Here is a 15662-nt window from a genome sequence, read left to right as displayed (position 1 = left end):
CGTCGCGCTTACTCGCGGTTGAGCGCCGCTTCCCAGTTGATGTCGACGCAGAGCACCTGCATGCCGGTCGCCGCGGGCGCGGCGATCGACGCGGTCACGCACAGGTGCGCCTCGTTGATCGACAGGTAGGGCGCCGTCAGGTGCACGCGGCCCGGCGCCCGCATCGCGTCGATGAAGTACGGGCGGCGCTCCCAGCTGGCCCCTTCGGAATGCAGCAGCGGACGGAAGCGCTTCGCGCGTTGCGACACGCTGCCGCGCGCGAGCACGTTGTCGCCGATCTGGCGCCCCGATGCATCGAGCAGGAAGCAGCGCGCGGTTTCCGGCAGCCCGAGCACGGCGGCGGCCGCGTCGGTGAGCGGCGCGTCCGCGCCGAGCTTCTGGCTCGCTTCCTCGAGCGCGGCGACGTACGGCGCGAGCCGCTCCGCCTGCGTGCGTTCGCGTTGCGCGACGCGCAGCCGCAGTGCGGCCGACAGCGTATCCATGCAGCCCGCGGCGGCCTGCGGCTGCACGGGGTCGACGCTCGGCCCCGCGAAATACTGGCCCTGCACGAAATCGACGTCGCATTCGAGTGCGATCAGCGCGTCGCGTTCGGTCGACAGGCCGCCCATCAGCACGAGCTGGCCGGATTCGTGCAGCAGCGACACGAGCCCCGGCAGCACGCGTTCGAGGTGCGAGTGCTCGCTCGCCTGCGCGAGGATGCCGCGGTCGAGCGTGACGATGTCGGGATGCAGGTGCCACACGCGGTCGATGTTCGAATGCTTCGCGCCGAACCCGCCCAGCGCGATCAGGAAGCCGGCCTTGCGCAGCCCGTCGACGATCGCCGCGTAGCGCGGCGTTTCGCCGCCGGCCTGCTCGGGTACCTCGAGCACCACGCGGTGCGGCGGCAGCCCGAGCGCCTTCAGGTTCGCGAGCAGCGCGTCGCCGTAGACGGTGTCCATCAGCGCGGCCGGATGCAGGCTCAGGAAGAGCCATTCGTCGTGACTGTCGAACGCGTGGAAGTTACCGAGATGCAACGATTCGGCGAGCCGGCCGAGTTCGAGCAAGTCGCCGCGCCGCGCCGCCTGCGTGAAAACCTCGTGCGACGCCACCTGGCGGCTTTCCTCGTCGTGCGCACGCAGCGACGCGTGATAGCCGATCGCGCGGCGGTGCGACACCGAGAAAACGGGCTGGAACACGCTGAACACGGTGTATCCGCCGTACAGCACGGTGCGCCGGTTCCCGTCGTCGCCGGCGACGGGGCGGGGCGGCTGAAAGCCGGGGGGATCGATTTCGATCATGCTCATGATGTCGGCCGATGGAAGACTGCCAGTTTACCTAGAGAATAGGCCAGCAAGAAGCATGCACGGCATCGCGCCGCGTGCGGCCGCCCGTCGCGGCCGGGACGGGGCGCATCGGCGCGTGCGTTGCCGGGGGCGGCCTGCACCGTCCTGGTGCGCGCGGCGGCGGCGCGGCCCCCGAAACGGCGCGCGCCGCGCGTCACGCGCGCTCGGACGGGTCGGTCTTGCGCGCGGTGCTGCGGATCTCGGGCGCGAGCTGCGCGAAGATCCACGCCGACGCGGCCGTGATGATCCCGACGCAGATGAAGGTCGCGTGGAACGCCGGCAGCGTATTGCTCGGCGTCACGGTGCGCAGCATGCCCGTGAACGTCGCGAGCAGCGCGCCGGCGACCGTCACGCCGAGGCTCATCGACAGCATCTGCACGAGCGAGAACAGGCTGTTGCCGCTGCTCGCGCCGCCCGTGCCGAGATCCTTCAGCGTCAGCGTGTTCATCGCGGTGAACTGCATCGAGTTGAAGCCGCCGAACAGCGCGAGATGCACGACCTTCACCCACACCGGCACCGAGTCGCGCATCAGCGCGAAGCTTGCCATCATCACGCCGACCATGATCGTGTTCGCGAGCAGCACCTTGCGGTAGCCGTGCTGCGTGATCAGCCGCGTGATGATCCGCTTGGAGAACATCCCGGCCGCCGCGACCGGCAGCATCATCAGCCCCGCCTCGAACGCCGAGTAGCCGAGGCTCACCTGCAGCAGCAGCGGGATCAGGTACGGCATCGCGCCGCTGCCGATCCGCGCGAACAGGTTGCCGAGCAGCCCGACGCTGAACGTGTGGATCCGGAACAGGTCGAGCGAGAAGATCGGTTGCGGCGCACGCACCGCGTACAGCCCGTACGCGACGAAGCACGCGAGGCTCAGGATCAGCAGCACCAGCACGGCGGCGTGCTGCATGCCGAGATCGGCGAGCCCGTCGAGCGACAGCGAGATCGCGACCATGCCGATCGTCAGCAGCAGATAGCCCTTCAGGTCGAAGCGGCCGACGGCCGGGTTGCGTGAATCGGGCATCGAGTAGAAGGTCGCGATGCAGCCCGCGACGCCGACCGGCACGTTGATCAGGAAGATCCAGTGCCACGACGCGATCTTCACGAGCCAGCCGCCGAGGGTCGGTCCGATCAGCGGGCCGATCAGGCCCGGGATCGCGACGAACGACAGCGCGGGCAGATAACGCTCGGCCGGAAAGGTGCGCAGCACCGCGAGCCGCCCGACCGGCAACAGCATCGCGCCGCCGACTCCCTGCACGACGCGGAACGCGACGAGCTGCGAGAGCGTATGCGCATTCGCGCACAGCAGCGAACCGAGCGAGAACACCAGGATCGCGCTGAAGAACACGCGTCGCGTGCCGAAGGTATCGGCGAGCCAGCCCGACACGGGGATCATCACCGCCATCGTCAGCGAGTACGCGATCACGACCGACTGCATCCGCAGCGGCGATTCCCCGAGGCTCGCGGCCATCGACGGCAGCGCCGTGTTGACGATCGTCGAATCGAGGGTCTGCATGAAGAAGCCCGTCGCAACGAGCCAGAGCATCACGGTGAGATTTTTTTCGCCGGGGGCGGCGGCAGGCGGGCGCTGGAACATGGGAGCGGGGCGGTGGCGCGGGACAGCCGACATTGTAGGGAAACCCGATGGGCCGTGCAGGTTCGGCACCCGGCGTGACGCGAAATCCGGCGGTCGGATGCCGTCCTTGTCGCTCGACCAGTACAGTTCAGCTAAAAGTGTCTGCAGCCGTATCTGTCCGCGTGCTGTCACTGTCCGAAATACTGGTGCCATCGGAACCGTGCGACCAGGAGGCTGCCATGCGCGAACTGCGACTTTACGTGATCGACGGCGACGAGCCGGCCGCACGGTGGCGGATCGTCGATCGCACCGCACTGCAGGTGGCGGACGGCGACGTGTGGGTGACCGTCGAGGGCCGGCTCGACGACCACTGGCTGGGCGCCGGCGATTCGCTGACGTTCGAGCCCGGCGTGCGCGTATGGGTCAGCGCGGGGCCACGCGGCGCGACGTTCGCGTTCGGGCCGCACGCGGCACCGGCCGCGCGTGTTGTGCATGCGTGGTGGCGGCCGCTCGTCGCGTGGCGGGACGGCCGGCGCCACGCGGCCGCGTCGCTGCCGATGTAGCGTGCGCGGGGCGCTTGCGCGAACGCGGCGGATGGCGGAGGTACCCGGCGCCGCGGACGGATCTGGCGCCGATCGCGCTTGCCGGCCTCCTGAAGCGCGCCCGCGCCTCGATTCGCGCGATCGGGATTGATTGCGCCGGGCGCGAATTCTAGACTCGATTCCGTGTCCTCCATCGCCCTTTCACCATGACGCCGGAACTCGCATTGACGCATCTGTGGCAAAGCGCACACGGCGATCGCGACGCGCTCGCCCGCGTGACCGTGACGGGGCGGGACCCGACGTTGCCGTCGACGTTTCATGTCGGCACGCTCGCGGCAGCGACGATCGCGGCAACCGGGCTCGCGGCGGCCGAATGTCACCGGCTTCGCACGGGCGTCGCGCAATCCGTCGACGTGTCGGTGCGCGATGCGCTGGTCGCGTTCCGCAGCGAACGCTACCTGCGTGTGGACGACGGCCCGCCGCCGGAGTTGCGTCATCCGGTGACGGGCTTCTTCGAGACGGGCGACGGGCGCTGGATCCAGCTGCATGCGAACTTCCCGCATCACCTGCGCGGGATCCTCGCCGTACTCGGTTGCGGCGCGCAGCGCGCCGACGTCGCCGCGGCGATCCGCAGATGGGACGGCGCGGCGCTCGACACCGCGCTGGCCGAGGCCGGCCTGTGCGCGGCATTGATCAGAACCCCTGACGAATGGGCGGCGCACGAGCAGGCGCGCGCGATCGCGTCGCTGCCGTTGTTCGACATCGAGCGGATCGGCGATGCGCCGCTCGAACCGATCGGCCGCGGCGAAGCCGGGCCGCCGCTCGCGGGCGTGCGCGTGCTCGATCTCACGCGCATCATCGCGGGCCCGGTCGCGGGCCGCACGCTCGCGTCGCACGGCGCGCAGACGCTGCTCGTCAACGGGCCGCACCTGCCGAACATCGCGCCGCTCGTGATCGACAACGGGCGCGGCAAACGTTCGACATGGATCGACCTGCGCGATACGGCGGGTGTCGAGACGCTGCACGCGCTCGTGCGCGACGCGGACGTGTTCCTGCAGTCGTACCGGCCCGGCTCGCTCGCCGCCCGCGGTTTCGCGCCGCAGGCGCTGGCGCAGCGGCGGCCCGGCATCGTGTGCGTGTCGATCTCGGCATACGGGCATGCGGGGCCGTGGGCGGGGCGGCGCGGCTTCGACAGTCTCGTGCAGTCGGCGAGCGGGATCGCATGGCGGGAGCAGCAGGCCGCCCATGCGGATGCGCCGCGCCCTCTGCCGTGCCAGGCGCTCGATCATGCGACCGGCTATCTCGCGGCGTTCGGCGCGATGATCGCGCTCGCGCGGCGATCGTGCGAAGGGGGAAGCTGGCACGTGCGGATGTCGCTCGCGCAGACGGGGCGCTGGCTGCAGTCGTTCGGCAATGTGCAGGACGGCCTGCATGCGCCCGATCTCGCGGCTGCCGACGTGCGCGACCGGATCGATCGCGTCGCGTCGCCGTTCGGCATGCTCGACACCGTGCGCCCGGCCGAGCGGTTGTCGGCCACGCCGCCGACGTTCGCGCGGCCGCCCGTGCCGCCCGGCACCGACGATGCGCGCTGGCTGTAGATGCCGGCTGCGCGGCCGGCGTTACTTGCGCAGTTCGACGACGAAGTCGTAGTAGTCGTTGCGGCAGTAGGTATCGGTCAGTTCGATGGCGCGCTGGTCCGACGTATAGCCGATCCGCGTGATCAGCAGCAGCGCGTCGTGCGGCGCGATGCCCATCTGTTCGGCGATCTCGTCGGTCGCGTTGACCGCGCGGAAATGCTGCAGCGCGCGCACGATCGGCGTGCCGCGCGCTTCGAGATAGCTGTACAGCGAGCCGGCGATCGCCTGCGGATCGGGAATCAGCGTGGCGGGGAACGTCGAGTTCTCGACGGCCATCACGATGCCGTCGGCGAGACGCAGGCGTTTCAGGCGTGTCACCGATGCGGCCGGCGACAGTCCGAGCTGGATCACTTCGTCGCGGTTCGCCGGCTGGATTTCGCGCGCGAGCCATTGCGAGCTCGGCTTGAAGCCGCGGCGCTCGAGCATTTCGCTGAAGCTCGACAGTCGCGACAGCGGATCCTCGTAGCGCGGCTGGATGAAGTTGCCCGCGCCCTGCGTGCGGCGGATCAAGCCCTGCTCGACGAGCAGCGCGATCGCCTTGCGCGCGGTGATGCGCGATACGCCGAGCGCATCGGACAGCACGCGCTCCGAAGGCAGGGCCTCGCCGGCCGTCCAGCGGTTGTCGTGGATCGCATCGCCGAGCTTGCGGGCGAGCTGCAGGTACAGCGGCGTGTCGTTGTCGGGGTCGGGGCGCAGGTCTTGCCACCGGTCGTCCGTGGGTGCCTTCATGGAATGGGTATCGATCAGGTTGCGGCCATTCTAAGTCATCATGCGGCACCGTTATAGCCGGTTTTTGCCGTGCAATAGGCCGACGCCGCGCCGATTGACTACACTGACACGTCGTATTCCATGCTTCGGCCGCGGTGCGCGGCCACGAATCCGCAACGAGGAACGCATGACAGACACGATCGCCACGGTCGTCCTGCCGGACGGCGAGACGATTCCGAAGCTCGGCCAGGGCACCTGGGAAATGGGCGAGCGGCCGGCCCGCCGGGCGGACGAGATCGCCGCGCTGCGTGAAGGTGTCGAACTCGGGATGACGCTGGTCGATACGGCCGAGATGTACGGCGACGGCGCGACCGAGGCACTCGTCGGCGAGGCGCTCGCGGGCCTGCGCGACGACGTCTTTCTCGTCAGCAAGGTCTATCCGCATCATGCGAGCCGGCGCGGCGTCGTCGCCGCGTGCGACGCGAGCCTCAAGCGATTGCGCACCGATCGCCTCGACTTGTACCTGCTGCACTGGCGCGGCTCGGTGCCGCTCGAGGAGACGGTCGAGGGTTTCGAGACGCTGCGGCGCGCGGGCAAGATTCGTCACTGGGGCGTGAGCAACTTCGATACGGCCGATATGGAGGAGCTCGTCGGCGGGGCGGGCGGCGGCGCCTGCGCGACCAACCAGATCCTCTACAACATTGCGCGGCGCGGCCCGGAATTCGACCTGCTGCCGTGGCTCGCCGACCACCGGATCCCGGCGATGGCATACAGCCCGGTCGACCACGGACGGTTGCCGAAGCGTTCGCCGCTCGACGAGATCGCGCGGCTGCGCGGCGTATCGGTGATGCGCGTCGCGCTGGCTTGGGTGCTCGCGCAGCCGGGCGTATTCGCGATCCCGAAGGCGTCGAGGATCGAGCACGTGCGCGACAATCGCGCCGCGCTCGATCTCGAATTGAGCGAGGACGAGCGCGCGCAGCTTGACGCGTACTTCCGACCGCCTCGCAGCAAGCGCGCGCTCGAGATGCTCTGACGGCACCCGGCCGGGTAACGCTTACGGTCAGTGGTTGCCGCCGGACGATCCGCCGTTGCCGTGACCGCCGCCATTGCCGTTGCCGGTACCGTGGCCATTGCCGACACCGTTGGCGCCGCCATTGCCGGCCCCACCACTGCCGTTACCGTTGCCATTGCCGCCGCCGTTACCGTGGCCACCATTGCCGTTGCCTTGGCCACCGTTGCTGCCGGCCCCATTGCCGTTGCCGCCGCCGTTGCCCGAACCGCCGCCGCTGCCATGGCCGCCGTTACCGCCAGCGCCAGCGCCATTGCCGTTGCCAACGCCGTTGGCACCACCGTTGCCAGCGCCGCCACTGCCGTTGCCATTGCCATTGCCGCCGCCGTTACCGTGGCCACCGTTGCCGTTGCCCGAACCGCCATTGCCGCTGCCACTGCCATGGCCGCCGTTACCGCCAGCGCCATTGCCGTTGCCGGCGCCGTTACCGTGGCCACCGTTGCCGTTGCCCGAACCGCCATTGCCGCTGCCACTGCCACTGCCATGGCCGCCGTTACCGCCAGCGCCATTGCCGTTGCCGCCGCCGTTACCGTGACCACCGTTGCCGTTGCCCGAACCGCCATTACCGCTACCACTGCCATGGCCGCCATTGCCGCCGGCACCATTGCCGTTGCCCGAGCCGCCACTGCCGTTGCCATTGCCGTGACCACCACCGTCACCGTTGCCGTGGCCGCCACCATCGCCGTGACCACCGCCATCGCCGTGGCCGCCACCATTACCGTGGCCACCGCCGTCACCGTGACCACCGCCGTCACCGTGGCCGCCACCGTCGCCGTGGCCGCCGCCGTCACCATGGCCGCCACCATTGCCGTGACCACCACCGTCTCCGTCGCCTCCACCTCCGTGTCCGCCATGGCCTCCGCTTCCAGAAGTGCCGCCACCCGAAGTACCGCCACCCGAAGTACCGCCACCCGAAGTACCGCCACCCGAAGTACCGCCACCCGAAGTACCGCCACCCGAAGTGCCGCCACCCGAAGTGCCGCCACCCGAAGTGCCGCCACCCGAAGTGCCGCCACCCGAAGTACCGCCACCCGAAGTACCGCCGCCCGAGGTGCCGCCACCCGAAGTACCGCCGCCCGAAGTACCGCCACCCGAAGTACCGCCACCCGAAGTACCGCCACCCGAAGTACCGCCGCCCGAGGTGCCGCCGCCCGAAGTACCGCCACCCGAAGTACCGCCACCCGAAGTGCCGCCACCCGAAGTACCGCCGCCCGAAGTACCGCCGCCCGAAGTACCGCCGCCCGAAGTACCGCTGCCCGAAGTACCGCCACCTGAACCACCGTTACCGGACGCGTTGCCTCCGCGACCCGTGCCGCTCGTACCGCCGGATGTGCCGCCTGTCGCTCCACCGACACCGGCAGGCCCGACGGCGCCGTTCCCGTTATTTGCACCGCTGCCGCCGCCATTGCCGTTACCCGGCCCGGGACTGCCGCCGCCGCCACTCGGGCCGGCACCTTTACCGCCGCCGATCCCATGACCGGCATGAACCTGCCCCGCACACGCGGCCGGATTGGCGGCGCATGACGAAGCGTCCGCGACCAGCGTCATGATGGTGTCCGCGCTGGCGCTCGCGTCGGGCCCGGAGTCGGGCGTGGTGGTTTGTGCGACGGCATACGAGCAGCAGCACGCCAACGCGGCTGCGGCCAGCAAGGTTGCACGAGGGCGCCGTCCCGCCGGGCGGGACGGTTGTTTCGTCTTATGCATCATGGCCTCCCCTTGCGCGCGATGCCTCGTTGCCGCGCGACTATCTACGTGTGGTGCAGGGGGCCAGCAAGGATTCGTTGTCCGGTCGGCGGCCGATTGCGTTCGGGCCGACGCTTGACGCCAGCCGCGAACGCGGATCGGCACGCGGGCCCGCCGTGCGAATCCCTCTCTGCGAGATTCGTGCCATCGGCCGCTTGTGCCCGTCGCGCAACGCGCACGTGGGCACGCGACGGGCGCATGCAACGTCGTGGGGGTGTTTTGTTTCCGGATTGAAACGTCTGAGCGTTCGCGGGCGGCTCAGCGTGCGGGCGCGTCGGCTGCGCGCTGCCAGCGATGGAACAGGATCGACGCGATCCAGCAGACGAGGAACAGCGCGATGATGCCGTAGCCGATCGAGCCGAAGCGATCGCCGAGCGCATCGAGCGTATCGCGCACGGGGCCCGTCAGCGACAGCTTGTCGGCCAGGAGTCCGGCCGCCTCGATCCCGCCGATCGCCAGTGCAACGGCCGCCGACACGAACGTGATGCTTGCGTTGTAGAGCAGCTTGCGCTGCGGATCGTCCATCGCCCAGCCGTATGCCTGAATCATCAGCACATTGTCGGTCGAGTCGATCAGCGTCATGCCGGCGGTGAACAGCGCGGGAAACAGCATGACCGTGTAGACCGGCAGCCCCTGGCTCGCCTGCGCGGCGGCGATCGCGAGCAGGCCGATTTCGGTTGCAGTATCGAAACCGAGCCCGAACAGCACGCCGACCGGATACATGTGCCAGCTCTTCGACACGAACCGGAACAGCGGGCGCAGCAGCCGCGAGACGAGCCCGGCGGGGCGGTGTACATGCGCATCGTCGTGCGCGTGACCGGATGCGCCGCGATAGCGTCGCCAGACGTCGCGCAGGATCAGCAGGTTCACGCACGCGAGCACGAGCAGGAAGGTGGCCGATACGGCCGTGCCGATCGTGCCGCCGATTTCACGGAACGCATCGAACCGGTCGCGCAGCGCGAACGCGGTCAGCGCGATGCCGAGCGTCGCGGCGATCACGATGGTCGAATGGCCGAGCGAGAAGAACAAACCGACGCTCACCGGACGCTGGCCATCCTGCATCAGCTTGCGCGTCGCGACGTCGATCGCGGCGATGTGATCGGCGTCGACCGCGTGACGCAGCCCGAGCCCGTACGCGATTGCCGCGGTGCCGAGCAGCAGCGGATGGTCGCGCAGCACCGCGAGCGCCCACAGCCAGACCGCGACGTTCGCGGTGATCAGGCCGGCATAAAGGATCAGCAGGCGGCGCAGGGCAGGGGTGGGCGGCATCGGGCGGGTTCCATCTGACAATTCGCCATCCATTGTGGCACGCGAAAAAAATGCCTGGCGTGCCGATCAAAAAGCCGCGAACCCCGCGCGCGCCGGATGAAAAAAAAGCCCGTCCGGAACCGGACGGGCCTTGCGTGCATGCGACGGGGCGCGCGCGCCCGGCGCTTACTTCGTTTTCGCGCTGATCACGCCTTCCGACACGTTGACCGGCGTTTCCGCGTACTGCTTGAACTCCATCGTGTAGGTCGCGCGGCCCTGCGTGGCCGAACGCAGCGACGTCGAATAGCCGAACATCTCCGCGAGCGGCACTTCGGCGCGCACGAGCTTGCCGCCGCCGCCCGCGATGTCTTCCATCCCCTGCACGATGCCGCGACGGCTCGACAGGTCGCCCATCACGTTGCCCATGAATTCCTCGGGCGTCTCGACTTCGACGGCCATCATCGGCTCGAGCAGCACGGGCTTCGCCTTGCGCATCGCTTCCTTGAACGCCATCGAGCCGGCCATCCGGAACGCGTTTTCGTTCGAGTCGACGTCGTGGTACGAGCCGAACGTCAGGTGCACCTTCACGTCGACGACCGGGTAGCCCGCGAGCACGCCGCTCTTCAGCGTTTCGGTGATGCCCTTGTCGACGGCCGGGATGAACTCGCGCGGAATCACGCCGCCCTTGATCTCGTCGAGGAACTCGTAGCCCTTGCCCGGGTTCGGCTCCAGCGTGATCACCGCATGGCCGTACTGGCCGCGGCCGCCCGACTGCTTGACGAACTTGCCCTCGACGTCGGCGGCCGTCGTGCGCACCGTCTCGCGATACGCGACCTGCGGCTTGCCGACCGTCGCTTCGACGCCGAATTCGCGCTTCATCCGGTCGACCAGGATTTCGAGGTGGAGCTCGCCCATCCCCGAGATGATCGTCTGGCCGGACTCTTCGTCGGTCTGCACGCGGAACGAAGGATCTTCCTGCGCGAGACGGTTCAGCGCGAGGCCCATCTTTTCCTGGTCGGCCTTCGTCTTCGGCTCGACGGCCTGCGAGATCACCGGCTCGGGGAATTCCATCTTCTCGAGGATGATCGGCTTGGCCGGATCGCACAGCGTGTCGCCCGTCGTCGCTTCCTTCAGCCCGACGGCCGCCGCGATGTCGCCCGCGCGCACTTCCTTGATTTCCTTGCGCTCGTTCGCGTGCATCTGCAGGATCCGGCCGAGCCGTTCCTTCTTGTCCTTCGTCGCGTTGAGCACCGTGTCGCCCGACTCGACGACGCCCGAATACACGCGGAAGAAGATCAGCTGGCCGACGAACGGGTCGGTCATGATCTTGAACGCGAGCGACGAGAACGGCTCGTCATCGCTCGGATGACGTTCCGCCGGTTTTTCCGGATCGGCGAAGTCGTGGCCGAGAATCGCGGGCACGTCGACCGGCGACGGCAGGTAGTCGATCACCGCGTCGAGCATGGCCTGCACGCCCTTGTTCTTGAACGCGCTGCCGCACAGCATCGGCACGATCTCGTTCGCGATCGTGCGCTTGCGCAACGCGGCCTTGATCTCGTCCTCGGTCAGCGACTCGTGGTCGTGCAGGTACTTCTCGAGCAATTCCTCGCTCGCTTCGGCCGCCGCCTCGACCATCTTCTCGCGCCATTCGTGCGCGAGCTCGACGAGGTTCGCGGGGATCTCCTCGTACGAGAACTTCACGCCCTGGCTTTCGTCGTCCCACACGATCGCCTTCATCTTCACGAGATCGACGACGCCCTGGAAATGATCTTCGGCGCCGATCGGAATCTGGATCGGCACGGCGACACCCTTCAGGCGCTCGCCGATCTGCTTCTGCACGCGGAAGAAGTCGGCGCCGATGCGGTCCATCTTGTTGACGAACGCGATGCGCGGCACCTTGTACTTGTTTGCCTGGCGCCATACGGTTTCGGACTGCGGCTGCACGCCGCCGACCGAGTCGTAGACCATGCACGCGCCGTCGAGCACGCGCATCGAGCGCTCGACTTCGATCGTGAAGTCGACGTGCCCGGGCGTGTCGATGATGTTGATGCGGTGTTCCGGATAGTTGCCGGCCATGCCCTTCCAGAAGGCCGTGGTCGCCGCCGACGTGATCGTGATGCCGCGTTCCTGCTCCTGCTCCATCCAGTCCATCGTGGCCGCGCCGTCGTGCACTTCACCGATCTTGTGGCTCACGCCGGTGTAAAACAGGATGCGCTCGGTCGTCGTGGTCTTGCCGGCATCGATGTGAGCGCTGATCCCGATATTGCGATAGCGCTCGATGGGGGTTTTGCGGGGCACGTGAACCTCCTGGTGGTTCGGATCTTAAGCGGGCCGACTGGGCCGGCCCGGGCTGGAACAAGCGAGACTTCAAGCATAGCGCTTGCGCGTGGCTTTTGCAGATGCGGCCAGCAGCGGCGGAATCAAGCGGGGCGTTGCCGCCGGCAGGCGAAAAAAAACCGGCGCGCAGCGGGCGGCCGGCTTCGGTCGGTGCGCGGCGCGCCGCCGCGGAAAAGACCGTTACTGGGCCTTCGGCAGGCCGTCGAGCTTCATGCCGGGCTTGATGCCCTTGGCCGCGAACCAGCCCTTGCTCATTTCGAGCGCGTAGACGCCGTTGTTGCGCGGGCAGTGGTTGTCGGTCGTCTCCGCCCGCATCTCGTCGATGTCGGTGATCGTGCCGTCCGCGCGGATGAACGCGATCGACAGCGGGATCAGCGTGTTCTTCATCCAGAAGCAGTGCACGGCGTTCTCGTTGAAGACGAACAGCATGCCTTCGTTGGGCGCGAGCTGCGAACGGTACATCAGCCCCTGTTCGCGGTCGGCGTCGTTCGCGGCGACGGCCGCGTCGATCACGTACATGCCGGCGCGCAGTTTCACGCGCGGGAACTCGCTCGGCTGCTTGGCGCCGGGCGGCACCTGCGCGGCGGCGGCCTGCATGCCGAGCGCGAGGACGGCGAGCGCGGCGGGAAAGACGGCGGCGCGCGCTAGGCGGCCGAGCGACGAGCGCAGGGAGAATTGCACAGCATGGCTCCTGTCTGGAAAACGAGACCCGCATGGTACGCGATGCGCGCCGGCGGGCACAAAAAAGAAAAAGGCAGATCGCCTTGCGGTGATCTGCCTTTCAACGCCGTAAGAACGGCAAGACTGCGTGTTCTTGACTGCGTTATTACAGCTTGCTTACTTAGTTCGAAGCAGCTGCCGGTGCTGCTGCGTCGCTTGCTGCAGCCTTCTTCGATGCCTTGTGGTGCTTCTTGGCAGCGTGGTGCTTCTTGGCAGCGTGCTTAGCCGGTGCCGAAGCAGCTTCTGCTGCTGCCGGAGCAGCTTCCGGAGCCGAAGCTTGTGCGAAAGCAGCCGTTGCGAAGAGGCCAGCGACCAGAGCGGCGATCAGTTTGTTCATGTTGTGTTCCTCAGCTTTAGTTAATTAACCAAATGACCCGGCAATAGGAGTCATGTCGTCTAACGGTGCCATCCACCTTTCGGTTGACAGACGCTTCGAGAAATTTCTCATTGCGCTGCGGGCGCCGAATCGTATTCGAGAAAAACGTCGCTTTCGTGACGCAAACACGGGTTCGGCTGCCAATGCCGGATAGCTAAGGTTGGCATCTGCGTGGTTTAACGCGCGATCTTCGCGGGCGGTTGACGAAAAAGATGACGAAAAATGCGCGCCTCCCGAATTCGTCATCCGGCGGGCGCGAAACCGTCCCATGGCGCGCGCGGCGGCAGTGCGATTGTTTCGCCCGGCGCAATGCCGAGCGCAAATATGTCCAGCGCGCCGATGCCGACACGCACCAGGCGCAACGTCGGGAAGCCGACGGCCGCGGTCATCCGGCGCACCTGCCGGTTCTTGCCCTCGGTGATCGCGAGTTCGATCCACGTGGTCGGGATCGCGGCGCGATAGCGGATCGGCGGCGTGCGCGGCCACAGCGTGTCGGGCGGCTCGATGAATTCGGCGCGGCACGGCCGCGTCACGTAGTCGCCGAGGTCGACGCCGCGCGCGAGCGCCTTCAGGTCGGCCGGGCCGGGCGCGCCCTCGACCTGCGCCCAGTAGCGTTTCACGAGCTTGTGGCGCGGCTCCGCGATGCGCGCCTGCAGCGCGCCGTCGTCGGTGAGCAGCAGCAAGCCTTCGCTGTCCGCGTCCAGCCGGCCGGCCGCATACACGCCGGGCGTTTTTACCCAGTCGCCGAGCGACGGGCGCGTCTCGTGCGCGGAAAACTGGCAAATCGTGCCGAACGGCTTGTTGAGGGCGATCAGGTTCATGGCGGGGCGCCCGCCCGGCGCGCCGCGGGACGCGGAGGCGGGCGGTCTATGGCAAATGGCGGAATCTTAATGCATAATACGGAACGGCAAGTCCTCTGTCTTATATAAGACATAAGTGAGGTCTTGATACGCAGTGCCGCGGTTCATGCCGAAGTGCCCGGTTGGGGCGCTAGAATAGCGGCTCGCTGTTGCCCGTCACGGGGTGGCCATGCCGCGCCCCCGCCGCGCGCGCAGCTTCGACCAGCATCACCTGCTCAGCCACGTCACTGGAGTCGATCATGCCGTATCAGCACATCAAGGTTCCGGAAGGCGGTGACAAGATCACCGTCAACAAGGACTTCTCGCTCAACGTTTCCGATCAGCCGATCATTCCCTATATCGAAGGCGACGGTACGGGCTTCGATATCACGCCGGTCATGATCAAGGTCGTCGACGCGGCGGTCGCGCATGCCTACAAGGGCAAGCGCAAGATCCACTGGATGGAGATCTTCGCGGGCGAGAAGGCGACGAAGGTGTACGGTCCGGACGTGTGGCTGCCGGACGAGACGCTGCAGGTGCTGAAGGAATACGTGGTGTCGATCAAGGGGCCGCTCACGACCCCGGTCGGCGGCGGCATTCGTTCGCTGAACGTCGCGCTGCGCCAGGAACTCGACCTGTACGTGTGCCTGCGCCCGGTCCAGTACTTCAAGGGCGTGCCGTCGCCGGTGCGCGAGCCGCAGAAGATCGACATGGTGATCTTCCGCGAGAACTCGGAAGACATCTACGCGGGCATCGAATGGGCCGCGGGTTCCGAGCAGGCGAAGAAGGTCATCAAGTTCCTGCAGGACGAGATGGGCGTGAAGAAGATCCGCTTCCCGGAAACCTCGGGGATCGGCGTCAAGCCCGTGTCGACGGAAGGCACCGAGCGTCTCGTGCGCAAGGCGATCCAGTACGCGATCGACAACGATCGCAAGTCGGTCACGCTGGTGCACAAGGGCAACATCATGAAGTTCACGGAAGGCCTGTTCCGTGACGCCGGTTACGCGCTGGCCCAGAAGGAATTCGGCGGCGAGCTGATCGACGGCGGCCCGTGGATGCGCGTGAAGAACCCGAAGACGGGCAACGAGATCGTGATCAAGGATTCGATCGCCGACGCGTTCCTGCAGCAGATCCTGCTGCGCCCGGCCGAATACGACGTGATCGCGACGCTGAACCTGAACGGCGACTACATCTCCGACGCACTGGCCGCGCAGGTCGGCGGCATCGGGATCGCGCCGGGCGCGAACCTGTCGGATTCGGTCGCGATGTTCGAGGCGACGCACGGCACGGCGCCGAAGTACGCGGGCAAGGATTACGTGAACCCCGGTTCCGAGATCCTGTCGGCGGAAATGATGCTGCGCCACCTCGGCTGGACGGAAGCGGCCGACACGATCATCGCCGCGATGGAGAAGTCGATCCTGCAGAAGCGCGTCACGTACGACTTCGCGCGCCTGATGGAAGGGGCGACGCAGGTGTCGTGCTCCGGCTTCGGCGAAGTGCTGATCGAGAACATGTAAGACCCCTTCCGGGGTGGGCCGGCGCATGCCGGCC

Annotated in this window: 13 protein-coding genes; 5 read left to right on the top strand and 8 right to left on the bottom strand. The window is 67.6% G+C overall.

The annotated features are described in order from the left end of the window. Positions 1-8: 8 nt before the first annotated feature. Together WJ12_RS12760 and mdtD are read right to left on the bottom strand one after the other, a co-directional pair. Complete coding sequence (locus tag WJ12_RS12760) at positions 9-1283, bottom strand: EAL domain-containing protein (protein WP_034191133.1); 1275 nt, start codon at positions 1281-1283, stop codon at positions 9-11. A 193-nt stretch (positions 1284-1476) separates the two neighbouring features. Further along, on the bottom strand, positions 1477-2913 hold the full coding sequence (mdtD, locus tag WJ12_RS12755; RefSeq protein ID WP_034191132.1) for a multidrug transporter subunit MdtD: 1437 nt from the start codon (positions 2911-2913) through the stop codon (positions 1477-1479). Positions 2914-3131: 218 nt separating this feature from the next. Here mdtD and WJ12_RS12750 point away from each other — a divergent pair, with 218 nt between their 5' ends. Together WJ12_RS12750 and WJ12_RS12745 are read left to right on the top strand one after the other, a co-directional pair. Beyond that, entirely contained in the window at positions 3132-3455 is a 324-nt protein-coding gene (locus WJ12_RS12750) for a DUF2917 domain-containing protein (RefSeq protein ID WP_059560291.1), read from the top strand. A gap of 185 nt (positions 3456-3640) precedes the next feature. After that, entirely contained in the window at positions 3641-5032 is a 1392-nt protein-coding gene (locus WJ12_RS12745; RefSeq protein WP_059560295.1) for a CoA transferase, read from the top strand. A gap of 21 nt (positions 5033-5053) precedes the next feature. Here WJ12_RS12745 and WJ12_RS12740 read toward each other — a convergent pair whose 3' ends face one another. After that, complete coding sequence (locus tag WJ12_RS12740) at positions 5054-5800, bottom strand: GntR family transcriptional regulator (protein WP_034191129.1); 747 nt, start codon at positions 5798-5800, stop codon at positions 5054-5056. Positions 5801-5966: 166 nt separating this feature from the next. Between WJ12_RS12740 and WJ12_RS12735 the strand changes: the two genes are divergently transcribed. Continuing rightward, positions 5967-6812, top strand: coding sequence for an aldo/keto reductase (locus tag WJ12_RS12735; RefSeq protein ID WP_059560297.1), 846 nt, complete (start codon positions 5967-5969; stop codon positions 6810-6812). 678 nt (positions 6813-7490) lie between these two features. After that, positions 7491-8123, top strand: coding sequence for a hypothetical protein (locus WJ12_RS37235; protein ID WP_156810494.1), 633 nt, complete (start codon positions 7491-7493; stop codon positions 8121-8123). A 726-nt stretch (positions 8124-8849) separates the two neighbouring features. Here WJ12_RS37235 and WJ12_RS12725 read toward each other — a convergent pair. The 5 genes from WJ12_RS12725 to WJ12_RS12710 all read right to left on the bottom strand — a co-directional run bounded on the left by WJ12_RS12725 (position 8850) and on the right by WJ12_RS12710 (position 14093). Beyond that, a complete protein-coding gene (locus WJ12_RS12725) occupies positions 8850-9860 on the bottom strand; it encodes a HoxN/HupN/NixA family nickel/cobalt transporter (protein ID WP_034186328.1) in 1011 nt (336 codons plus the stop codon). 165 nt (positions 9861-10025) lie between these two features. Continuing rightward, the gene (gene fusA / locus WJ12_RS12720) at positions 10026-12137 is read right to left on the bottom strand and encodes an elongation factor G (RefSeq protein ID WP_059560304.1); all 2112 of its coding nucleotides are present in this window, start codon (positions 12135-12137) and stop codon (positions 10026-10028) included. Between the two features lie 219 nt (positions 12138-12356). Continuing rightward, on the bottom strand, positions 12357-12857 hold the full coding sequence (locus WJ12_RS12715) for a DUF192 domain-containing protein (protein ID WP_059560306.1): 501 nt from the start codon (positions 12855-12857) through the stop codon (positions 12357-12359). A 160-nt stretch (positions 12858-13017) separates the two neighbouring features. Continuing rightward, positions 13018-13233 (bottom strand): hypothetical protein, encoded by a 216-nt coding sequence (locus WJ12_RS34755; RefSeq protein ID WP_011352970.1) that lies wholly within the window; start codon positions 13231-13233, stop codon positions 13018-13020. 281 nt (positions 13234-13514) lie between these two features. Next, a complete protein-coding gene (locus tag WJ12_RS12710) occupies positions 13515-14093 on the bottom strand; it encodes a pseudouridine synthase (protein WP_034186325.1) in 579 nt (192 codons plus the stop codon). Between the two features lie 278 nt (positions 14094-14371). On the opposite strand from WJ12_RS12710, the gene icd reads away from it, so the two are divergent. Then, entirely contained in the window at positions 14372-15628 is a 1257-nt protein-coding gene (gene icd / locus WJ12_RS12705) for an NADP-dependent isocitrate dehydrogenase (protein ID WP_006478026.1), read from the top strand. Positions 15629-15662: the final 34 nt, after the last annotated feature.

It is taken from the genome of Burkholderia seminalis, from assembly GCF_001718535.1.
In the GTDB taxonomy this organism is placed as follows: Bacteria; Pseudomonadota; Gammaproteobacteria; order Burkholderiales; family Burkholderiaceae; genus Burkholderia; species Burkholderia seminalis.
The sequence above is the reverse complement of the archived record's forward strand: the minus strand, read 5'-3'. Positions and strand labels throughout refer to the sequence as shown.